This window comes from Actinophytocola sp., assembly GCF_035634895.1.
GTDB lineage: Bacteria > Actinomycetota > Actinomycetes > Mycobacteriales > Pseudonocardiaceae > Actinophytocola.
This window is the reverse complement of the sequence record NZ_DASQCC010000241.1, coordinates 1-20951: the sequence shown is the minus strand read 5'-3', so window position 1 is coordinate 20951 and position 20951 is coordinate 1. Positions and strand designations below refer to the sequence as shown.

Annotated in this window: 23 protein-coding genes and 1 tRNA gene; 8 read left to right on the top strand and 16 right to left on the bottom strand. The window is 69.1% G+C overall.

Translation table 11 applies throughout. The annotated features are described in order from the left end of the window. Positions 1–15: 15 nt before the first annotated feature. Both VET29_RS37600 and VET29_RS37595 read right to left on the bottom strand, forming a co-directional pair. Entirely contained in the window at positions 16–594 is a 579-nt protein-coding gene (locus tag VET29_RS37600; RefSeq protein ID WP_324929926.1) for a DUF433 domain-containing protein, read from the bottom strand. Positions 595–794: 200 nt separating this feature from the next. Next, positions 795–1187, bottom strand: a complete 393-nt coding sequence (locus VET29_RS37595; protein ID WP_324929924.1) for a MerR family transcriptional regulator — start codon at positions 1185–1187, stop codon at positions 795–797. Positions 1188–1236: 49 nt separating this feature from the next. Here VET29_RS37595 and VET29_RS37590 point away from each other — a divergent pair, with 49 nt between their 5' ends. Then, complete coding sequence (locus VET29_RS37590) at positions 1237–2064, top strand: MBL fold metallo-hydrolase (RefSeq protein WP_324929921.1); 828 nt, start codon at positions 1237–1239, stop codon at positions 2062–2064. Here the strand turns inward: VET29_RS37590 and VET29_RS37585 are convergent. Continuing rightward, positions 2009–2245 carry a DUF6289 family protein gene (locus tag VET29_RS37585; RefSeq protein WP_324929918.1) on the bottom strand — a complete coding sequence of 79 codons (237 nt, stop codon included), beginning with the start codon at positions 2243–2245 and terminating at the stop codon, positions 2009–2011. The two genes, VET29_RS37590 and VET29_RS37585, sit on opposite strands and share 56 nt — an antisense overlap. Before the next feature lie 66 nt (positions 2246–2311). Continuing rightward, positions 2312–2860 (bottom strand): DUF6506 family protein, encoded by a 549-nt coding sequence (locus VET29_RS37580; RefSeq protein WP_324929915.1) that lies wholly within the window; start codon positions 2858–2860, stop codon positions 2312–2314. A gap of 33 nt (positions 2861–2893) precedes the next feature. Here VET29_RS37580 and VET29_RS37575 point away from each other — a divergent pair, with 33 nt between their 5' ends. Beyond that, a complete protein-coding gene (locus tag VET29_RS37575) occupies positions 2894–3427 on the top strand; it encodes a DUF2020 domain-containing protein (protein ID WP_324929913.1) in 534 nt (177 codons plus the stop codon). A gap of 98 nt (positions 3428–3525) precedes the next feature. On the opposite strand, the gene VET29_RS37570 is transcribed toward VET29_RS37575, so the two are convergent. Further along, positions 3526–4188, bottom strand: a complete 663-nt coding sequence (locus VET29_RS37570; RefSeq protein WP_324929910.1) for a hypothetical protein — start codon at positions 4186–4188, stop codon at positions 3526–3528. Positions 4189–4270: 82 nt separating this feature from the next. Here VET29_RS37570 and VET29_RS37565 point away from each other — a divergent pair, with 82 nt between their 5' ends. Both VET29_RS37565 and VET29_RS37560 read left to right on the top strand, forming a co-directional pair. Further along, positions 4271–4825 carry a peptidylprolyl isomerase gene (locus VET29_RS37565; protein ID WP_324929907.1) on the top strand — a complete coding sequence of 185 codons (555 nt, stop codon included), beginning with the start codon at positions 4271–4273 and terminating at the stop codon, positions 4823–4825. A gap of 1 nt (position 4826) precedes the next feature. Beyond that, positions 4827–5759 carry a rhomboid family intramembrane serine protease gene (locus VET29_RS37560; RefSeq protein WP_324929903.1) on the top strand — a complete coding sequence of 311 codons (933 nt, stop codon included), beginning with the start codon at positions 4827–4829 and terminating at the stop codon, positions 5757–5759. Positions 5760–5919: 160 nt separating this feature from the next. Here VET29_RS37560 and VET29_RS37555 read toward each other — a convergent pair whose 3' ends face one another. Together VET29_RS37555 and crgA are read right to left on the bottom strand one after the other, a co-directional pair. Then, complete coding sequence (locus tag VET29_RS37555; protein ID WP_324929900.1) at positions 5920–6294, bottom strand: PH domain-containing protein; 375 nt, start codon at positions 6292–6294, stop codon at positions 5920–5922. 187 nt (positions 6295–6481) lie between these two features. Further along, on the bottom strand, positions 6482–6748 hold the full coding sequence (gene crgA / locus VET29_RS37550) for a cell division protein CrgA (RefSeq protein WP_324929897.1): 267 nt from the start codon (positions 6746–6748) through the stop codon (positions 6482–6484). A 270-nt stretch (positions 6749–7018) separates the two neighbouring features. Between crgA and VET29_RS37545 the strand changes: the two genes are divergently transcribed. Both VET29_RS37545 and VET29_RS37540 read left to right on the top strand, forming a co-directional pair. Further along, a complete protein-coding gene (locus tag VET29_RS37545; protein ID WP_324929894.1) occupies positions 7019–7807 on the top strand; it encodes a class E sortase in 789 nt (262 codons plus the stop codon). Then, complete coding sequence (locus VET29_RS37540; RefSeq protein ID WP_324929891.1) at positions 7807–7965, top strand: hypothetical protein; 159 nt, start codon at positions 7807–7809, stop codon at positions 7963–7965. Before VET29_RS37545 ends, VET29_RS37540 begins: the two co-directional genes overlap by 1 nt. Here the strand turns inward: VET29_RS37540 and VET29_RS37535 are convergent. Beyond that, on the bottom strand, positions 7949–9160 hold the full coding sequence (locus VET29_RS37535; RefSeq protein WP_324929888.1) for an APC family permease: 1212 nt from the start codon (positions 9158–9160) through the stop codon (positions 7949–7951). The two genes, VET29_RS37540 and VET29_RS37535, sit on opposite strands and share 17 nt — an antisense overlap. Before the next feature lie 32 nt (positions 9161–9192). On the opposite strand from VET29_RS37535, the gene VET29_RS37530 reads away from it, so the two are divergent. Beyond that, positions 9193–9846 carry an aminodeoxychorismate/anthranilate synthase component II gene (locus tag VET29_RS37530; RefSeq protein ID WP_324929886.1) on the top strand — a complete coding sequence of 218 codons (654 nt, stop codon included), beginning with the start codon at positions 9193–9195 and terminating at the stop codon, positions 9844–9846. 1 nt (position 9847) lies between these two features. On the opposite strand, the gene VET29_RS37525 is transcribed toward VET29_RS37530, so the two are convergent. From VET29_RS37525 to VET29_RS37490, 8 genes are all read right to left on the bottom strand, one after another. Beyond that, on the bottom strand, positions 9848–10894 hold the full coding sequence (locus VET29_RS37525; RefSeq protein WP_324929883.1) for an FAD-dependent oxidoreductase: 1047 nt from the start codon (positions 10892–10894) through the stop codon (positions 9848–9850). A 13-nt stretch (positions 10895–10907) separates the two neighbouring features. Continuing rightward, the gene (pknB, locus tag VET29_RS37520; RefSeq protein WP_324929880.1) at positions 10908–12893 is read right to left on the bottom strand and encodes a Stk1 family PASTA domain-containing Ser/Thr kinase; all 1986 of its coding nucleotides are present in this window, start codon (positions 12891–12893) and stop codon (positions 10908–10910) included. An 86-nt stretch (positions 12894–12979) separates the two neighbouring features. Next, positions 12980–14422 carry a serine/threonine-protein kinase gene (locus tag VET29_RS37515; RefSeq protein WP_324929878.1) on the bottom strand — a complete coding sequence of 481 codons (1443 nt, stop codon included), beginning with the start codon at positions 14420–14422 and terminating at the stop codon, positions 12980–12982. Between the two features lie 2 nt (positions 14423–14424). Then, positions 14425–15921: a peptidoglycan D,D-transpeptidase FtsI family protein gene (locus tag VET29_RS37510; RefSeq protein WP_324929876.1), complete on the bottom strand. Its 1497-nt coding sequence runs from the start codon at positions 15919–15921 to the stop codon at positions 14425–14427. Further along, on the bottom strand, positions 15918–17372 hold the full coding sequence (locus tag VET29_RS37505; RefSeq protein WP_324929873.1) for an FtsW/RodA/SpoVE family cell cycle protein: 1455 nt from the start codon (positions 17370–17372) through the stop codon (positions 15918–15920). The genes VET29_RS37510 and VET29_RS37505 overlap by 4 nt, the downstream gene beginning before the upstream one ends. Continuing rightward, positions 17372–18796, bottom strand: coding sequence for a PP2C family protein-serine/threonine phosphatase (locus tag VET29_RS37500; protein ID WP_324929870.1), 1425 nt, complete (start codon positions 18794–18796; stop codon positions 17372–17374). Before VET29_RS37500 ends, VET29_RS37505 begins: the two co-directional genes overlap by 1 nt. Then, a complete protein-coding gene (locus VET29_RS37495) occupies positions 18793–19251 on the bottom strand; it encodes an FHA domain-containing protein FhaB/FipA (RefSeq protein ID WP_324929868.1) in 459 nt (152 codons plus the stop codon). Before VET29_RS37495 ends, VET29_RS37500 begins: the two co-directional genes overlap by 4 nt. Before the next feature lie 57 nt (positions 19252–19308). Continuing rightward, the gene (locus VET29_RS37490; RefSeq protein ID WP_324929865.1) at positions 19309–20400 is read right to left on the bottom strand and encodes a DUF3662 and FHA domain-containing protein; all 1092 of its coding nucleotides are present in this window, start codon (positions 20398–20400) and stop codon (positions 19309–19311) included. Between the two features lie 113 nt (positions 20401–20513). On the opposite strand from VET29_RS37490, the gene VET29_RS37485 reads away from it, so the two are divergent. Beyond that, a tRNA-Leu gene (locus VET29_RS37485) sits at positions 20514–20596 on the top strand. Positions 20597–20951: the final 355 nt, after the last annotated feature.

Here is a 20951-nt window from a genome sequence, read left to right as displayed (position 1 = left end):
AGTTGGATCGGCGTGTCAGCGTCTAACAAGATCCGCATCAGGCAACCGGGGTCTGTCGCCGTTCCCTCGGCCGCCAGCTGTCCACGTACTTGGCGAACTCCCATGCGTCTGCGGCCGCATTCGCATCCACCGATGGCAATAGTCCTTGATCGACCTCATCGGCACGCCATCAGCGACGAATCCCGCCACGTTCTCGTAGGGCACACGTGTTCCTGTGACCACCGGGTGCCCGGACCTGATCTCTGGATCGACCTCGACATGATCGTTGGGCCTGAGCAGGGGAGGTATCTGTACGTCATTCCTGTTGACGATGGGACCCAGTACGTCGCTCATCTCGGCCATGACGAACTGCCCAGGGTGCTCGACGAGGTCGATGGCCTCATCGTTCCTGACCAGAACGATGCTTCCGTCGTCTGAGACAAGCGTGTACTGCGACAGGTGCCCCACTTCGCCCAGGTTTCGCAGGTTGCCCAGCGACTGTCTGACTCGCTGCGGAGAGGAGTCCTTCCGTAGGTAGACACAGGTCCTCAGAGCGACGACGTCACGGAACGAGTACAGGATCGGTCGCTGGCGCGACACTTCAGGGACGAGCACGGCGCCCGATGCTGTCTCCCGGCGCGAATGGCTCAGCTGACGCACGGTCGCGCCAGAGAGAGCTGGTGCCAGGCACGGCGGGAATGACACCGTGCGACCTTCCGCGACGACAGACCGGATACTGGATCTATCGTCGCACGTTCAAACTAGATGGCTCATGGTCTGGGCGGGCGTGCCGGGACGTGTCACCGGGGTGAGTGTCAGTGTGTTTCTTTCGGCGGTGATACCGCGCGCTTGAAGTCCGGGCACTCCACCAACGGCTCGTGGTCGCAGGTCGCGGCGTGACGGAGGCTGTCGCGCATTCGTGCCAGACGCGCTATGTCCTCTTCCAGATCGCGTGCCTTGGCCGCCATCCGGACCCGCAACTCGGTGTCCCCGGGTGTGGCGACCAGGAACCTCGCGATCTCGGCGATCGTGAAGCCGGCGCCGCGTGCGCAAACAATCAGCGCGAGCCGGTCCAGGACCTCGGGCTCGTACGCGCGACGTAGGCCGTTGCGGCCCGCCGAGGTCAGCAAGCCCCGCTTCTCGTAGAACCGTAGTGCCGACGGGGCCAGTCCGGACTTCGACGCCACCTCGGCGATGTCGAGCAACATCGGCCGCTCCCTTGACTTGAACCGCGCTTGAAGTCGGAGGGTAGCCGGCATGAAGATTCAGCACCTCAACTGCGGGTCCGTTCGGCGGATCGAGGCGACCTACGCCGGCCCGCCGCCCGCGCATGCCGTCAACCACTGCCTGCTGGTCGAGACCGACGACGGGCTCGTCCTCGTCGAGACCGGGCTCGGGCTCGGCGACGTCCGCGATCCCGGCAACACCCTCGGCGCCGCATGGGTCGAGATGGCCCAACCCTTGCTCGACGAGGACGAGACGGCGGTCCGCCAGCTCGCCCGGCGCGGCTTCGAGCCCGACGACGTGCGGCACATCCTTCTCACCCACCTCGACGTCGACCATTGTGGTGGCCTGCCCGACTTCCCGGACGCCCAGGTCCACGTCCTGGCCGCCGAACTCGACGCCGCCCTGGCCGAGGCGCCCAGCTTCCGGTACCGGCCCGCCCACTGGGCGCACGGGCCGAAGTGGGCCACCTACGCGGAAACCGACCGGGAGTGGTTCGGGCTACCCGCGATCCAGCCACGCGGTCTCCCGCCGGCGATCCAGCTCGTCCCTCTCGGTGGACACACTGCCGGCCACACGGGTGTCGCCGTCGCGGACGGCGACACGTGGCTACTGCACTGCGGCGACGCCTACGACTACCACCGCGAACTCGACGCCACGCCCGAGCCGCATCCGGTGCTCGACATCGTCCAGACGCGGTCCGAGGTCGACCACGACCTGCGTCTCGACACCCAGGCGCGCCTACGTCGACTCGCCGGCAAGGTCACCCTCGTCAGTGCCCACGATCCCTGGGAGTTCGCGCGCCTTACTGGCACGCCGCCTGCCTCGTCACCTGGAACGACGTCGTCTCGCCCCACGTGATCGTGGAGCCGTCGCAGAACCTGGTGAAGCCGCCGACCGCGACATCGTGGGTCGCGTCCGTGTAGTACACGCGGTCGCACTGGAACCCCGCCCTGCACGCGGGGATCGCCGACGCCGGGGCCGCTACCAGCAGTGGAGCGGCGACGAGTGCGGACACGAGAACGGCAATCCGGCGGACCATGTGAGCGCCTCCTCGAACGACATACGTGACTTTCTCTCACGTTAGTCGCGAGAACACGGAACGCAATCAACCGTTCGGCCTCTGTGACAGCGCCTCTTCGAAGCGGGTCCGGTACGCCACCGCCGGTGGCAGCGACTCGAAGCCGAACAGCACCGTCGTGACCGGCACGTCGACCGCCGCGGCCACCTCGGCCGCCGGCACCGGGCCCATGCCGCCGCACAGCTCCACCCGCTCGGCGCCCGCGGCCACCAGCGACACGGCCACCGGGGCAACCGAAGCCACCGACTGCACCGTCATCACCGTCGTGGCACCGAACGTCCATCGCCCCGGCTCGGGGTCCTCGAACAGCACCGCCGACGCGACCGGCGGCAGCGCCAGGCCCGGAAAACCCACCGGCACCCCCGGCGCGACCGCCAGCACGGCGGCCGCCGTCTCGAAGCCAAGACCCCCGTACAGCTCGATCAGGCTCACCGCGCCGAAGGAGGCCGCCACCGCCGTCGCCACCGCCGCGGACGGGACCGGGACGATGGTCGTCTCCGACAGCTCGTCCGCGTGCACGACCCTCCCGGCCGGGTCGGCGCCGGGGACCAGCACGAGGAACAGGTTGCGAAACATGGACTTCTCCCCATGTGGTTGACTCAGCGCCCTATGAAACGCGCTCTCCTGCTCGGCCCCCTGCTGGTTGTCGCGCTCGCCGGCTGCACGGACGAGGCCACGGACGATCCGACGGTCGACGTGACCACGCCGTCGTCGACCGCGGGCCCCACCCAGGCCGCGCTGCCGCCCGATCCGCAGCCGGCCGGCGCCGGACCCTGCCCGTACCTCGACGAAGACTACGTCGCGGACACCAACGGCCAACATGTCGGCAGCGTGAAGACCTCGGCCGACCAGCCGCCGGCGTGCTTCTTCTACCGGCCGGACGGCTCGGTGCAGCTGACCGTCCGCGTCTACACCGGTGACGCGAGCGTCGCGAAGGCGCTCGTCGACGACGCCGCGCCCGTCGCCACGTCCAACCCGGCCGAGCTCGCCGGCGGCTGGAAGGGCGGCGCGGAGGCCACCGACGACGGCGCGGTCTACGCGGTCGCCAAGGACGCGTCGGCCGTCATCGTCTCCACCAACCAGGAGCAGACGATCAAGGCCAAGCAGATCGCGCAGCAGGCGATCGAGTCGCTGGGTCTCTGAAAGTCGTCTCTGAAAGTCGTCTCTGAAGGTCTCTGAAGGTCTCTGAAAGACCAAGCCCCGCCGGCGTACACCGGCGGGGCTCAGGAAAGCACGAGCACCTAGCGTTTCGTGCTCGACTTCTGCGACTGGCCGTTCTGCGACGCGTCGGTCTCCTCCGGCTTGTTGTCCACCGGCTCGACCGGACGCGGTGGCGGCAACAGCTCGTCCTGCTGAGCCGTCTTGCTGCGCACCACGGCCGCCACGCCACCCGCGATGATCACGAGCAGCAGCAGCCTCGGCCAGCGACGCTTGCGCTTCGGCTTCTCCGCGGCCAGTGCCGCGGCCTCCTCGCGCACCCGCTTCTTCAGCTTGACCGCCTCCGCCTTGGCGGACGCCGTCAGCTTCGCCGCGTCGGCCCTGACCTGCCTCGCCGACTTGGCCGCCTTGCTCTTCTTGGCGTCCTTGCGGGCCTGCTTGGCGGCCTTGGCCAGGTCCTTGCGGGTGTGCTTGGCCGTCTTGGCCAGCTTCCGCCGCGCCCGCCGGGTGGTCTTGGCGACCTCCTGACGAACCTCCTCCGCGCCCTCGGCCAGCGCCTCGGCGAGCTGCCGTGGCGCGACCCCGCGCTCGGTCAGCTTGCGGTCGGCTTTACGGGCGGCCCGCGAAGTGGCTTCAACGCTGGCCTGACCAGCGCGCTTGGCATTACGACGCGCTGCGCCCCATCCCGAGCTGACGGCCTTGCCGACCGTCTCTCCGGCCCGGGTCATGGCCTTCACATCGTCCATTGTTCGCTCCAGGGTGGGTTGTCGGACACCTACTATCCTGCCCCTTCCGGAACGATCCTGCTGTGGATGGCACGATGAAGAGGTGGCTGAAAGCAACGAGTCCCTTGTCGGGGTGAAGGTGTCGGCAACCCTGCACACCTCGAAGGGCGACATCCGGATCAACCTTTTCCCTGATCAGGCCCCCAAGACCGTGGCCAACTTCGTGGGACTCGCCGAGGGCACCAAGGAGTACGCCCCGCGCAACTCCAAGGGCGGCACCTCCGGGCCCTTCTACGACGGCATGATCTTCCACCGGGTCATCGACGGCTTCATGATCCAGACCGGCGACCCGACCGGTACCGGCCGGGGCGGCCCCGGCTACGAGTTCGCCGACGAGTTCCACCCCGAGCTGCAGTTCAACAAGCCGTACCTGCTCGGCATGGCCAACCCGGGCCGCGCCAACGCGAACGGCTCGCAGTTCTTCGTCACCGTGGCGCCGACGACGTGGCTGAACTTCAAGCACACGATCTTCGGCGAGGTGGCCGACCAGGACTCGCGGAACGTGGTGGACACGATCGCGACGACCAAGACCACGCCGCCGCACGACAAGCCGGAGGAAGACATCGTCGTGGAGCGGGTCAGCGTCGAGCGGGGCTGAGTTGTCCGTCAACAGGCAGCAGGGCCTGCCCGCCTGCGTGAGACATCCCGACCGGCCGACCGGTCTGCGCTGCGTGCGGTGCGATCGGCCGGCCTGTCCGGACTGCCTTCGGGAGGCCTCGGTCGGCTACCAGTGCGTCGACTGCGTGGCCGAGGGCGGCAAGACGGTCCGCCCGGCGCGGGACGTCTCGGGCGCCCGCAGCCGCGCGGGCACCCGGCCGATGGTCGTCGTGCCGGTGCTCATCCTCCTGAACGTGCTGGTGTTCGCCTTCACCGCGTACCAGGCGCACAGCATCGTCGACAACGACCGGTCGAGCCTGTTCGTCGACTGGACGCTCATCCCCAGCCTGGTCGCCGGCGGCGACTACTGGCGCCTGGTGACCTCCGGCTTCCTGCACTTCGGCAACTACGGCGGCTACGGCCCCGTGCACCTCATCTTCAACATGTTCGCTCTGTACGTGCTGGGGCGCGACCTCGAGATCGTGCTCGGCCGCGTCCGGTTCCTGGCCGTCTACGTGCTCGCCCTGCTCGGCGGCTCGGTCGCGGTGATGCTGTTCGGCGAGTCGCTCGGTAGCGTCGCCGGCGCGTCCGGGGCGATCTACGGCCTGTTCGGCGGGATCGCGGTCGTGGTGTTCCGCGCCAAGATGAACCCCCGGCCCGTGTTGATCCTGCTCGGGATCAACATCGTCCTGTCGATCACGCTGCCGGGCATCTCGCTGCTCGGCCACCTCGGCGGGCTCGTGGTCGGCGCGCTGGCGACGGCGGCGCTGGTCTACGCGCCGAGGAACGAGAACCTGGTCCGTTTCCAGGTGTTGGCGTGCGTGGCGATCTCCGTCGTGCTCGTCGTCGTGGTCGCCCTGCGGATCGGCGCGATGGACGCCTGCGACTCGGTGACCGTCGACGGGCGCCTCTTCGGTTGCACGGGGCTCGGCTAGTGTCCCGCGCCGGGAATGCGGTGATTAAGTCGGTGGATCCAGGTTTCTGCTGGCAAGGCGCCGGTTCGCCCTCGTACTGGGTGGTACTTGGGCGAACCGGTAACGCCGCCAGCAGGAAGCTGGGCCGCCGAATTAGTTGCCTGATTTCCGGCGCGGGACACTAGGTCCGCAGCGCCAGGAGCTCGTCGACGACGTCGACCGGGTCGGCGCCGAGGTCGAACCGGCCGAGCACCACCAGGGCCGGCTCCTCGGCATTCCCCGCGTCCACCTCGATGGTGGCGGACTCGCGGCCGAGGCGGCGGGTGCGGACAAGCCGTACGTTCACCTCGGCCCACGTCCACGTCCGGGTGCCGGTCAGCCCACGGACGGCGATGCCGTCCCGGTCGGCGGCGAGCCGCGGGCGTGCCACCGTGGTGTAGAGCCCGGTCAGTGCGAGCAGCAGCGCCACCACGCCGAGCAGCACTCGACCGGGTGGATCATCGGCCAGCGCGGCCCACGCGGCGGCCGCGGCCGCCAGCACCCAGGACAGGGTCACCACGGCGGGCTGTGGTGACCACGTTTTCGCTGGTGGCGGGGTCACGGATGCCGTCACACTCCGGATTCGGGAGAGCCGCGAATGCGAGTTATCCACAGCAGTTGTCCACACTGGGGATGACTTACACCCGTGTGGTTCAATTACTCTGCGCTGAACGGGCGAGTCGAGGTCAACTGCCAGCGGAAAGCTAGCGCCACCGCATGGTCATCAGCAGCCCGCCGATCATCAGGGCGAAGCCGATGGCGAAGTTCCAGTTGCCGAGGTCGGCCATGAAGGGGATGCTTTCCCCCGCGATGTAGTTGACCACAAGCCAGGCCAGCCCCAGGATCATCACGCCAAGCATCACCGCGACGTAGATCGGGTGCGACGGACCCGCGGTCTTCACCTTGACCGGGGTACGCCGGTCAGTGGGTGGCGTGTAGACAGCCTTCTTGCGGACCTTGGACTTAGGCATGGGAGTCCTCACTGGCGTGTAGCTTGGGCACAAACACCACTCTGCAACACGTTAACGTAGCCGAGGGCATCGGCGAACCCATAGGTCGGGGACCTCGAAGGGAGCGCTCGCGTGGGCACCGTTGAGCACGTCGGCCGTGGGGCGGGCCGAATCTCCGGCGACCTGGGCAACCGGGCGCCGTCGCCGTATCCGCGGCGGCGGCTTCCCGAGCCACCGACCGTTCGCATTCCCAAAGAGTTGTTACGCCCCGCACCCCCGCGGAAGGACCCAGTGCGCACGGTCGTCCGCACCATCGGCGAGGTGTTGATCACACTCGGCCTCGTCGTGCTGCTGTTCGTCGTCTACGAGGTCTACTGGACGGACCTGATCTCCGCCGGCAAGCAGCGCGACGCCACGAGCGTGCTGGACAACGAGTGGAAGCAGAAGACCGAGGACCCGCAGCGCCAGGACCACTTCACGGGCCTCGGCGAGGGCGACGGCTTCGCCAAGATGTACATCCCGTCCTTCGGCGCCGACTACCACTTCACGATCGTGGAGGGCACCACGGCGGAGAGCCTGGAGATCGGCCCGGGTCACTACACGCACACGGCGTACCCGGGCGAGGCGGGCAACTTCGCCGTCGCCGGCCACCGGGTCGGCAAGGGCGCGCCGTTCAACGACATCAACCTGATCGGCTCCTGCGACGCGATCGTGGTGGAGACCCAGAACAACTGGTTCGTCTACCGCGCGCTGCCCAAAGAGGAGGAGAAGGCCGGCTGGGCCGAGAACCAGGGCAAGGAGGCGAAGTGCAAGGGCGTCTCCGTGCTCGGCGGCCCGTACAAGAACGTGGTCGGCCAGCAGATCGTGACGCCGAGCGACGGCCTCGTGGTCGCCCCGGTACCCGGTTCGTCCACGGCGCCCAGCGCGGGTGAACAGGCCGCGCTGATGACGCTCACGACCTGTCATCCCCGGTTCTCCGACAAGCAGCGCCTGATCGTGCACGCGGTGTTGGTCAAGCAGTGGGCGAAGGACCCGGCCAAGCCGAACTGGACGCCGCCGGAGATGAAGGAGATCTCCTGATGTACGCCTGGATCTGGCAGCACCTGCCGGGCCCGTTCGCGGTCCGGCTGGTGTTGGCCACGGCGCTGGTGCTGGGGTTCGTGGCGCTGCTGATGTTCATCGTGTTCCCGTGGGCGGAGCCGCTGCTGCCGTTCAACAACGTCACCACCCCGCAGTAACGGCGCGACCGGCCAGGCCGACGGCGAACACGCCGAGGCCGACCAGTACCGAGCCGAGCGGGAGGGTGGCGGCGAGCAGGAGGCAGCCGGCCAGGCCGATCACGTTGAGTGACCGTGGCCAGCGGCGGTCGGCGCCGGTCTGGGTGGCCGCGGACAGGTTCGCCACGGCGTAGTAGACGAGCACGCCGAACGACGAGAAGCCGATCACCGCGCGGAGGTCGGTGGTCAGCACGAGCACGCACACGACGACGCCGACGGCCAGCTCCGCCCGGTGCGGCACGGCGAACTTCGGGTGCACGGCGGCCAGCCAGCGCGGCAGGTCGTGCTCGCGTGCCATGGCGAGCGCCGTACGTCCGACGCCGGCGATGAGCGCGAGCAACGCACCGAGACTGGCGGCCCCGGCACCGATGGTCACCAGGAACGTCCACCGTGGACCGACGGCGTCGGAGAGTGGTGCGGTGGACCGCGAAAGTCGTTCCGCGCCAAGGGTGTGCAGGAGGGTGACGCCGACCGCGAGGTAGATGACCAGTGCCCCGCCGAGGGCCCCGACGATGGCGCGTGGGATGGTCCGCCGGGGTTCGACCACCTCCTCGGCAAGGGTGGCGATCCGCGCGTACCCCGCGAAGGCGAAGAACAGCAAACCCGCTGCCTGCAACACGTCCAGCGGTCCGACCGGCTGTGCGGGACCCTCGGCCCCGGCCGATCCGTCTGATATGGACAGAACGATTATCAGTAACAGCAGGAAAATCACGATCCCGAGCAGGATCCTGGTGACGAGTGCGGTCCGGGTGATCCCGCGCAGGTTGACCAGGACGAGCACGACGACGGCGCCGGCCGCGACCGGCTTCGCGTACGCCGGCGCCACGTACGCCGCGAACGTCAGCGCCATCGCCGCGCAGCTCGCGGTCTTCCCGACGACGAACCCCCAGCCGGCCGTGAACCCCCACCACGGTCCGAGCCGCTCCCGCCCGTAGACGTACGTACCCCCGGACGACGGGTACACGGCGGCCAGCTGTGCGGAGGCCGCGGCGTTACAGTAAGCGACGAACCCCGCCACGAGAATCGCCACCGGCAGCCATCCGCCGGCGCTCGCCGCGGCCGGCCCGAAGACCGCGAACACCCCGGCGCCGAGCATCGACCCAAGGCCGATCGCGGTGGCGTCGAGTGTGCCGAGCCGCCGGGCGAGATCGGTCAACGTCGGCCTCCCGTGGCAGTAAAGTCTGTGGCATGCGTGTGCTGGTGGTCGACAACTACGACAGCTTCGTCTACAACCTCGTCCACTACCTGGCCCAGCTTGGTGCCGAGTGTGTCGTGTTGCGCAACGACGCGCCGGAGCTGAACCCGTCGGTGCTCGACGACGTCGACGCGGTGCTGGTCAGTCCCGGTCCGAGCACCCCGGAACGAGCCGGGGTCAGCGTCGACATGGTCCGCTGGTGCGCGGCGGTCAGGCGCCCGCTGCTGGGCGTGTGCCTCGGCCACCAGGCGATCGGCGTGGCGTGGGACGCCACGGTCGACCGCGCGCCGGAGCTGCTGCACGGCAAGACGAGCCAGGTCCACCACAAGGGTATCGGCGTGCTGGCCGGCCTCCCGGACCCGTTCACCGCGACCCGGTACCACTCGCTGACGATCCTCCCCGACACCATCCCGGCCGACGTCTTCGAGGTGACGGGCGAGACGGACACCGGTGTGGTGATGGCCATGCGCCACCGGGAGCTCCCCATCGAAGGCGTCCAGTTCCACCCGGAGTCGGTCCTCACCGAAGGCGGCCACCGCATGCTGGCCAACTGGCTGGCGAGCGCGGGCCACGCGGTCCCCGAACAACGCGTCCGCGACCTGGAGAACGCCATGCGCACGCTGGCGGACGCGGCAGGCCGGCCGTAGCTCACTCCGGGCGGGGGACCTGGGGAGACGTGTCGCTGACGGCCGCGTTCGCGAGGGTCTGGCCGATGGCCGGGGCGTGTTTGAACAGGTTCGCGCCCCACACGACCGTCACCGGGCCGGTCGTCGCGACGTGGACGCCGTCGCCCAGGGAGGCCGGGGAGTCGCAGTAGACCTCGTCGACGATCTCGTCCCCGACACCGACCAGTGCCTCGCGCACGTAGGCCCGCACCAGCTCGCGGGAGTCCTCGATCACCTCGTCGCGGCCACGTTCCCACTCCTCGTCCTCGGGGGGCAGGTTCAGGCCGATCGACCACAGGCCCGGCGCCGACAGGTGCTGGTAGCTCGAGATCCCGGACCGCCATGACTGGGTGCCGTCCAGCCAGCACGGCGGCACCGCGTCGGGGTCCTTCAGCCGGAACGTGAACCGGACGTGATGCGCCAGCTCCGTCGGCAGGTACAGGTCCACCTGCGAGGCCAGCTCCAGTGACCCGCGCCCGGCCGCCACCACCACCCGGTCCACCTCGTGCACGCCACCCGACCCGTACACCGTGACCCAGTCGTCGTGCGGCTCGATCCGGTAGATGTGCTCCTGGCGCACCCGGTTCCCGATCGCCGCGCGGAGGAACCGGCCGGTCGCCGGGGCGTCGATGACGCCGCCGGCCGGGTCGATCAGCGCCGGGCCGGGCAGGGTCGACACGGGTAGGCCGAGCGCCGGGTCGACCTCGTCCACCAGCGTGTGGTCCACGCCCGCGTCGGCCATCGCGGTGGCCCAGTCGGGTGCCGCGGGGCCGGTCAGCACGGTGGTCTGCTGGCCGACCAGCCTGTTGCCGGCCCGGTGTGTCCAGTCCGCCCACAGGCCGGCGGCCGCGGCCGCGTACGCGACCAGGCCCGAGTCACCGTGGGCGAGCCGGAAGATCCGCGAGCTGCCGGCCGACCGGGCGGCCATCGGTGCGCCCGTCTCGAACACCGTCGCTTCCGAACCGTGCCGTAGCAGCGCGTACGCCGTCGAGAGGCCGACCACGCCGGCCCCGACCACGGCGGTACGCATCTGCATCTGCGGGTTAGCCGCCGATCTTCAGCTTCGTCGCGACGAGCACACCGATGTTCTGGTCCTTGTCGACCTTCGAGCCCGGCGCCTTGTCCTGCTCGATGATCTTGTTCAGCTCGTTCTGGTCGTTGGTCTCGCCGCCGGTCTCGACGTCGAGCTGACCGGTCCAGCCGAGGCCCCGCATCAGCTGCCGCGCCTCGTTCACGCTCATGCCCGAGAGGTCCGGCATGTCGAACGTGTTGTCGTTCTGCTGCTGGCCGTTCGACACGGTCAGCGTGATCGTGGTGCCCTCCGGCTGCTGGCCCGACGGGTCCTGGGCGATGACCTGGCCCGCCGGCCTGTCGGAGTCCTGCTCCTGCTTCTTGACCTCGTAGTTGGCGTTCTCGAGCTTGGCCTTGGCCGAGTCGAAGTCCTCGCCGACGACGTTCGGCACGGTCGGGTCCTGCTTCTTCTTGCCCACCGCCAGCTTGACCGTGGAGCCCTTGACGACCTGCGAGGCCGCGGGCGGGTTCTGCGAGGTGACCTTGCCGACCTGGTCCTCGTCGTCGACCTCTTCCTCGTCGACGTTCGGGTCGACGACCAGGCCGGCCTGCACCAGCTGGGCCTTCGCGTCGTCCGGGTCGGCGCCGACGACGTTGGGCACCGTGATCTTGTCGGCTTCCTTGCCGACGATGAGGACGAGCTTGTCGTCCTTGTCCATCTTGGTGCCCGGCTTGGGGGTCGTGTCGATGACCTTGCCGATGGACTCCGGCCCGCACTTGCCGGGCTCGTTCGTCGGCGTCTGCTCGCACGTCACGTACTGGACCTCGGGGTGGAAGCCCCTGTTGGTCAGGTCGTTGCGGGCGGCGTCGAGCGTCTGCCCGGTCACGTCCGGCACCGCTGCCAGCCCGGACGGCGCCTCGTCGCCGAGCACGCTGCTCATCAGCCAGATCAGCACGGCGATCAGCGAGACGCCGAGGACGGTGAGCAACGCGATGAGCCAGCCCTTGCGGCGCCGGCGCCTGCGTTCCTCCTCCTCGTCCTCGTACGGGTCGTAGTCGTCGTCGGCCATGGCCTGCGGGCGGTGGCGGCCACGCTGCTGGGGCATCGCGGTGGTCCGGCCCTGCGACATGATCGTCGTGCGGTCTTCGTCGGTCATCACCATCGGCGCGAGCGGCCGCTGGCCGGACAGCACCCGGACCAGGTCGGTGCGCATCTCCGCCGCCGACTGGTACCGGTTGGCCGCGCCCTTGGACATGGCCTTCAGCACGATGGCGTCCAGCGCCGGGTTCACCCTCGGGTTCAGCGCCGACGGCGGCTTCGGGTCCTCCCGCACGTGCTGGTAGGCGACCGCGACGGGGGAGTCGCCGGTGAACGGCGGCTCGCCGGTCAGCAGCTCGAACAGCACGCAGCCGGCGGCGTACACGTCACTTCGCGCGTCGACGGTCTCGCCGCGGGCCTGCTCCGGCGACAGGTACTGGGCGGTCCCTATCACCGCCGCCGTCTGCGTCACCGCGGCCTGGCCGTCGTGCACGGCCCGCGCGATGCCGAAGTCCATCACCTTGACCGCACCGGTCCTGGTGATCATGACGTTGGCGGGCTTGACGTCCCGGTGGATGATGCCGTGCCGGTGGGAGAAGTCCAGCGCCGCGCTGACGTCGGCCATGATCTCCATGGCACGCTGGCCGGGCAGCGGACCCTCGGTCTTCACGATGTCCCGCAGCGTCCGCCCGTCCACGTACTCCATGACGATGTAGGGCAGCGGGCCGTGCTCGGTTCTTGTCTCGCCGGTGTCGTACACGGCGACGATCGCGGGGTGGTTGAGCGCGGCGGCGTTCTGGGCCTCGCGGCGGAACCGCTCCTGGAACTGCGGGTCTCTCGCCAGGTCCGCGCGCAGCACCTTCACGGCGACGTCCCGGCCGAGGCGGACGTCGCGACCCTTGTGCACCTCGGACATGCCGCCATAACCGAGCGTGTCGCCAAGCTCGTAGCGGTTGGAGAGCAGTCTCGGTGTGGTCATCGGTCTTTCGTCTCGATCCTCGTCGGGTGTGCGCCCATAATGCCTGTCCGGTCGCGGTTCCCGCGGTCAGTCATCGCGGCGGTTCCTCATCCTTCTTCACAGCGCACGGTCACCTCGGCGCCCAGTGGCTGCCGCCCGGTGGGCGTCACCTGGTACACCGTGCACCGGCTGAGGTTCTGCGGTAGGTCGCCATTCTGGTTCACCACTACTGGAACGAGTCCACCGTCCCCCAGTTTCGCGACGGCGAAGTCAGCCGGCCGCTCCAGGAACACCGACTCGTCCACCCGCACGTACTTGTCCTGCGGGATGCCTGACCTCGGTGGGGTGCCCCGGTCGCCACCGTCCTCGTTGCCGGTCCCGTCCTCGTCCCCAGCGGCTGACGGCGCGGAAGTGGTTTCCGGCGTCGACCTGCCGTCCGTGTCCCGGTCGGCGTTGAGCAACGATGCCACGCCGAGCACGGCGAGTACCAGAAGTACCACACCGAGCACGACAAGCAAGACCCAAAGTCCGGCCCGACTCCGGCGGGGTGGCGGGGGCGGGCCGAGGGGGAACGAGCCGGTGCCGGGCGGCACCGTGTGCGGCGCGCTCGGTGGACCGACCGACAGCATGCCGGGGTTGGTGGCTCCCGGCCCGCCGACGTAGTGACCCGCGGCGACGCGGCCGGACGGCGCGGGCAGCGGGTGCCCGGCACGCACCGCGGCGACCGCGGCCGCGAACTCCCCACCGCTCGAGTACCGCTGGGTGGGGTCCTTGACCAGGGTCGCCTCGATGACCGCCCGCGCGTAGGGCGGGACATCCGGGGGAAGCGGCGGCGGCGCGTCGCGGATGTGCATCATCGCGACGGTCACCGCGTTCTCCGACAGGAACGGGCGGTGGCCGGCGAGGCACTCGTAGCCGACCACGGCGAGCGAGTACACGTCGCTCGCCGGCTCGGCCTCGTGGCCGAGCGCCTGTTCCGGCGCGATGTAGTGCGCCGTGCCCATGACCATGCCGGACCGGGTGACCGGCGCGGCGTCGGCGGCCTTGGCGATGCCGAAGTCGGTCAGCTTCACCACGATCCGCCCGTCCGCCGCGGGCGTGACCATGATGTTGCCCGGCTTGACGTCCCGGTGGACGTAGCCGCGTTCGTGGGCGGCCTGCAACGCGTTGCCGGCCTGCTCCAGGATCTCCAGCGTGTACTCCGCGCTGATCCGCCGCTCCTTCGCAAGGATTGCCGCGAGAGGATCCCCCTCGACCAGCTCCATCACCAGGTAGGCGGTGTCCTTCGGGCCGTCCACCACCGCGTTGGTCTCGCCGTAGTCATGGACGGCGGCGATGCCCGGGTGGTTCAGTGACGCGGTGGTGCGGGCCTCGGTCCGGAACCGGTGGAGAAACTCGGCGTCCCCGCACAGCTCGGGCTTGAGCACCTTGATGGCGACGCGCCGGTCCAGCCTCGTGTCGGCCGCTTCCCAGACCTCACCCATGCCGCCGACGGCGATGCGGCGGGCGAGGCGGTAGCGGTCGGCCAGGAGCTGCCCTGACGTCAGCATCTCTAGCTCCCCCCGACCACGGCGTTGATGGTGGCCCGGCCGACGCCGGCGGCCAGCTTGCCGCCGGTGGCGGCGACGTCCTTGCTTTCTACCACCACGGCGACCGCGATTTGGGGGTTATCGGCAGGTGCGAACGCCACGTACCAGGCGAACGGGGGCGCGTTCTTGGGGTCGATGCCGGTCTCGGCGGTCCCGGTTTTGGACGCGATGGTCAGGTCGGGGTTCTTGCCGCCGCCCGCGGTGTTCTTCTCCGACTCGATCATCATGTCGCGCAGCTCGTCGGCGTCGTCGCCGGACAACGCCTGGTCGAGTTCCTCCGGGTCGTAGCCGGAGATCTCGTCCAGGTCTGGCGCCAGGACCTTCTGCACGAGCTGCGGGCGCATCCGCGAGCCGCCGTTGGCGATCGTCGCGGCGACGGAGCAGTTCTCCAGCGCGGTCAGCCGCACGTCCTTCTGCCCGATGCCGCTCTGGAAGGTCGACGGCCGGTCCGGGATCGTCATGCAGCCGCCGTCCGCGACCGGGCCTACGCACGACGGTGTGACCCTCATTGGGATCTTCAGGTCGGTGTCGCCGAGACCGTACTTGCCGGCCTGCGCGATCAGCTTCTCCTTGCCGACCTTGTCTGCCAGCTGCGCGAACGCGGTGTTGCAGGAGTGGGCCAGCGCGCTCTGCATGGTGCCGTCGCCGCAGCTGCCGCGGCTGTAGTTCGCCAGGCAGGTCGACGCGTCGGTGTCGCAGTTCGTGTCGCCGTTGATCACGTTGATGCCCGGCGACTGGGTGACCTGCGTGTTCTTGTCCATGCCGTCGGTGAGCGCGGCCGAGGCCGTGACCAGCTTGAACGTCGAGCCCGGCTGGTAGTTCTCCGAGATGGCCCGGTTCAGCATCGGCTTCGCGTCGGTGTTGTAGCTCTTCCAGGCCTGTTCCTGGGCGTCGCCGTCCGGGCTGGCGAGGCCGGACGGGTCGTACGAGGGCGTCGACACCATCGCCAGGATCTGGCCGTCGTCCGGCTTGATCGCCACTACCGCGCCGGTGAAGCCGGCCGCCGTCATCGAGTCGTACGCGGCCTGCTGCGCCTTCGAGTTGATCGTGGTGACGATGTTGCCGCCACGCGGGTCCCGGCCGGTGATCAGGTCGGACAGCCTGCGGACGAACAACCGGTCGTCGGAGCCGTTGAGGATCTCGTTCTCGGCGGCCTCGAGCCCGGTGACGCCGTAGCGCACCGAGTAGAAGCCGGTGACCGGCGCGTACATCGGGCCGTTCGCGTAGGTGCGCTGGTACTGCAGGCGGCCGTTCGTCGACTTGACGTTGGCGATGATCTGCTTGTCGGCGGTGAGGATCTTGCCGCGCTGCCGCGAGTACTCGTCGAGGAGGACCCGGCGGTTGCGTGCGTCGCTGCGGTACTCGTCGGCCTTCACGATCTGGATGTAGGTGGCGTTCGCCAACAACAGCACGATCATCGCGAGCATGGCGAGCCCGACCCGGCGTAGCGGTGTGTTCATTGCGGCCGCTCCACCATGACCGTTCCTGCCTCCGCGATCGGCACCTGGTTGGCCGGCTTGAGTTTCTGCCCGGTCTGCGGCCGGCGAGCCGCGTCGGAGATGCGCAGCAGCAGCGCCACCAGCACGTAGTTCGCCAGCAGCGAGGAACCGCCCGCTGACAGGAACGGTGCGGTGATGCCGGTCAGCGGGATGAGCTTGGTCACCCCGCCCACGACCACGAACACCTGCATGATGAGCGCGAACGAGAGACCGCCGCCGAGCAGCTTGCCGAACGTGTCCCGCACGGCGACCGCGCTGCGCAGGCCGCGCATCGCCAGCAGCATGTACACCATCAGCACCGCGGCGAGGCCGATGAAGCCCAGCTCCTCGCCGATGGCCGCGGTGATGAAGTCGCTGTTGGCGTACGGCACGATGTCCGGCCGGCCGGCGCCGAGGCCGGTGCCGCCGACCCCGCCGGTGCCGAGCCCGAACAGTGCCTGGGCGAGCTGGTAGCCCGTGTTGTTGTAGTCGGCGAACGGGTCGAGCCAGGTCGCCACGCGGACCCGCACGTGGCTGAACAGCTGGTAGGCGACCAGGCAGCCGCCGACGAACAGCGCCAGCCCCACGCCGATCCAGATGCCCCGCTCGGTCGCCACGTAGAGCATCACCAGCACGGTGCCGAAGAACAGCAGCGACGTACCCAGGTCCTTCTCGGCGACCAGGACCATCACCGAGACGCCCCAGCAGAACAGGATCGGCCCGAGGTCACGCGCACGCGGCAGGTCCACGCCGAGCACGCGCCGGCCGGCCGCGATGAACAGGTCGCGCTTGGAGACCAGGAACGCGGCGAAGAAGATCAGCAGGAGGATCTTCGCGAACTCACCCGGCTGGATCGAGACGCCGGGGAGGCGCAGCCAGATCTTCGCGCCGTTGATCGTCGGCGCGACCACGCTCGGCAGGACCGCGGGCAGCGCCAGCAGGAACAGCCCGACGAGGCCGAACGTGTACGCGTAGCGGGTCAGCGTCCGGTGGTCCTTGATCACGTACAGGACGACCAGGAACAGGATGAGCGCGATGGTGGTCCACAGGATCTGCTTCGGGACCGCGTTCTCCCACTCCTGGTTCGACTGCAGCGCCGCCTCGGTCTTCGCCAGGTCGATCCGGTAGATCATCACCAGGCCGATGCCGTTCAGCAGCGCGACGCACGGCAGGATCAGCGGGTCCGCGTACGGCGCCAGCTTGCGGACCGCGATGTGCGCGATGGCGAAGAGCGCCAGGTAGGCCATGCCGTACCAGAGGATGCGCAGCGACAGCTTCTCGTCCTGGTTGGCCTCGACCAGCATCAGCGCGGCCGTGACCAGCCCGGCCGCGAACGCGAGCATGGACAGTTCGGTGCCGCGCCGGGTCGGAGCGGTTGTCCCCTGTGCGTCGCCGGACTGACCTGCCGGCAACCCCGAGCCCGGCTGCGCCATCAGCCGCCGCCCTCACGGGGCTCGCGGCAGTTCACACCCGGCTTCGGCTTGACGGACGACGGCGAGACGCTCGTGGTCGTCGTGGTGGTGGTCGCCCCACCGGTCGCCGGCGGCGGCGTGGTCGTCGTCGTGGTGGCGCCACTGGTCGGCTGGCCGGTGGTGGTGCGCTCCTGCTCCCGCTTCTTCGAGTCGCACGTCGGCAGCGGGTAGTTCGTGCGCAGCTCACGGATGAACTGCCGGGCGTCCGGGATGTTGTCGAAGCTCTCGGTGCCCTCGCGGACCGCCTCGCGGCCCAGCTGCTCGAGGTCGTCGACGAAGAACTCGTCGCAGGTCGGCACGGCAGGGTCGCACGAGCCCTGGACCTGGCGGTTCAGGGAGATGCCGAAGATGCTGCCGCGAACCCCCTGGAAGATCGCGATCTCGCCGTCGTCGGCCTCGCCGACGAAGTACTGCTTGTTCACCACGATCCAGGTCGCCACGCCCCCGCCCGCGAGGAGCAGCAGGACGACGAACAGGAGCGCGAAGACGCGGAAACGTCTGCGCCGCTTCGCCTTCGGGTCCGGCGGCGGCGCGACCGGCTCCGGCGGCTTCTGCTGCGGGGGCGGCGCGGTGAGCGCCCCGGCCCGCGAGGCGGCCGAGTCCGGCGGCGGGCTCTGGTCCTGGCCGTTGCCGGCGGCGCCGCCCACGATCGGGGCGTCGTCGCCGAAGTCGATGTCGACCACGTCCGCGACGATGACCGTCACGTTGTCCGGACCGCCGCCCTTGAGCGCCAGCTCGATCATGCGGTCGGCGCAGGCCTGGGCGTCCGGGATCATGATCGTCTCGCCGAGCGTCTCGTGGCTCACCACGCCGGACAGGCCGTCCGAGCACAGCAGGTACCGGTCACCGGCACGTGCCTCGCGGATGGTCAGGTTCGGCTCGACCTCGTGACCGGTCAGGGCCTTGAGCAGCAGCGAGCGCTGCGGATGCGTGGCCGCCTCGTCCTCGGTGATGCGACCCTCGTCGATCAGCGACTGGACGAACGTATCGTCGTGGGTGATCTGCGCGAACTGGCCGTTGCGGTACAGGTAGGCACGCGAGTCGCCGATGTGCACCAGGCCGATTCGGCTGCCCGCGAACAGGATCGCGGTGAGCGTGGTGCCCATGCCATCCAGCTCGGGGTCGCCGGCGACCAGTTCGGCGATCGCGCCGTTGCCGTTCGCGGTGGCGTCACGCAGCTGCGCGAGGAGGTCGTCGCCGGGCTCGTCGTCATCAAGCGGCGCCAGGGCGGCGATGACGACCTTGCTGGCGACCTCACCCGCGGCGTGACCACCCATGCCGTCGGCGAGGGAGAGCAGGCGGGGGCCCGCGTACACGGAGTCCTGGTTGTTGGAGCGGACCAGGCCCCGGTCGCTGCGGGCCGCGTAGCGAAGGACGAGGGTCATGACCGTAGCTCGATCACCGTCTTGCCGATTCGGATCGGGACCCCTAGGGGCACCCGAAGGGGTGCCGTGACCTTAGCCCGGTCCAGGTAAGTCCCATTAGTCGAGCCCAGATCTTCCACGTACCAGTCCGTTCCGCGCAACGAGATCCGCGCGTGCCGCGTGGAGGCGTAGTCGTCGTCCAGCACCAACGTGGAGTCGTCCGCGCGGCCGATCATGATCGGCCGGCCGTCCAGGGATATACGGGTGCCGGCAAGCGCCCCGTGCGTGACCACCATCTGACGGGGCGCCTTACCCCTGGTCTTCTTGGCCGCCGAACGGCGGAAGCCGGGCACTGCCACCCGGATGCCGGCCGCTGCGTACAGGTCAGACCGGACGACCCGTAATGCGGCCAGCACGAACAACCAGAGCAGGGCGAGAAACCCTGCTCTGGTCAGCTGCACAACCAGCTCTGGCACCTGCTGCGAACGCTCCCGCCTTGAGGGGATAGGTGAGACCGCCCGGTACAGACGGTGTCAGCCTTGGGTACGGAACACCAACGAGGAGTGACCGATACGGATCACATCTCCGTCCGCCAGCTGCCAGGTCTGCACCGGGGTGCCGTTCACCGTAGTGCCATTGGTCGAACCCAGATCCGCCAGAGTCGCGGACTGGCCATCCCAGGTGATTTCCAGGTGCCTCCGGGAGACCCCGGTGTCCGGCAGACGGAAGTCCGCGTCCTGCCCGCGGCCGACCACGTTGCCGCCCTGCTTGAGCGAGTACGTGCGGTTCGAACCGTCGTCGAGCTGCAGGCTCGCGTTCAGCTGCCGAGGACCGGTCTGCACGGCGGGCGGGGCGTAGCCCTGCTGGGCATACGGGTCACCCTGGCCGTAGCCGCCCTGGCCGTAGCCCTGCTGCTGCTGGCCATAGCCCTGGTCGTAGCCCTGTTGGCCATAGCCCTGGTCGTAGCCGCCTTGCTGCTGGCCGTAGCCCTGCTGCTGCTGGCCGTAACCCTGGTCGTAGCCCTGCTGCTGCTGCTGGCCATAGCCCTGGTCGTAGCCCTGTTGGCCGTAACCCTGGTCATAGCCCTGCTGCTGGCCGTAGCCCTGGCCTTGCTGGCCATAGCCGTACTGCTGTCCGTAAGGATCGCCCTCGGGCGGTTGGCCGTAGCCGGGAGGCTGGCTCATGGATCGGTCTCCTGCGTTGCGGGGTTGTGCCGGCCGTTCTTCGCCGGGCGCCCTGGCCGGAGCCTTGACGTCCGGGTCGACGGTCGAGCGTATTCGGAACTGTCCGGTGTGCAGCGCGTCGGAGCGCTCCAGGGAGACTACGACGTCACCGTATGTGTCCCACTGCTGCTCCGCGAGATATTCCTCGACACAGTCCGCGAGCAGCGCGGTGGTGCGATCCGCCTCCCCGGCGAAGTTGCCGAAGTCCTGGTCGCCGAGTTGCACTATGTAGTGGTTCGGGGCCAGTTGACGGCCACCCGCCAGTTCGCGGAGTTGGACCTCACCCTCACGCAGCAGCGCCTGCGCCAGTTCCTGGGGCACCACACTGCCACCGAACACACGCGCGAAGGTGTTCCCCACAGCGTTCTCCAGCTTGCGGTTCAGCCGCTGCCCGAGTCCCATGGTCCCTCCTTTCGCGTGTGCTCCTCCGTCGATCGTATCTGGGTCCGGCCCCAAGGACAGGGCGATGTGCAAACCCGCTTCTGGACCGTGTACGCTTCCGCTCGCAACCACTCGGGCGAGTGGCGGAATGGCAGACGCGCACGGTTCAGGTCCGTGTGTCCGTAAGGACGTGGGGGTTCAACTCCCCCCTCGCCCACGATCGTTCGGCCGAGGTGTGCTCGCGGAGAGCGCTTGCCGGGGAACGATCTTTCATTATGTTGGTGGGCCGAGCCCCCCACACCCCCCACGGTGCGTCTGGTTCTGACCCAGCGTGGGTGCTTTGGGTCTGCTTGCGTCGTTGCGTTGCCTCGTTGCGTTTGGTGCTGGTGCGTTCGGTGCCCTGTGCTGGGTGCCGTGTGTTGGTGCTGTTGGGCGCTTGTTGGGTGGGGCTGGGTCCTTGGGGGCGGCCCGTGGCTTGGGGTGTTGACCCAGGGTGGTTGGATTTGTTGCCCACCGTACTCGGGTTGGGGTGGTTTGGGTTTTTGGGCTGCTGATCTGTGGCTCGATTGACG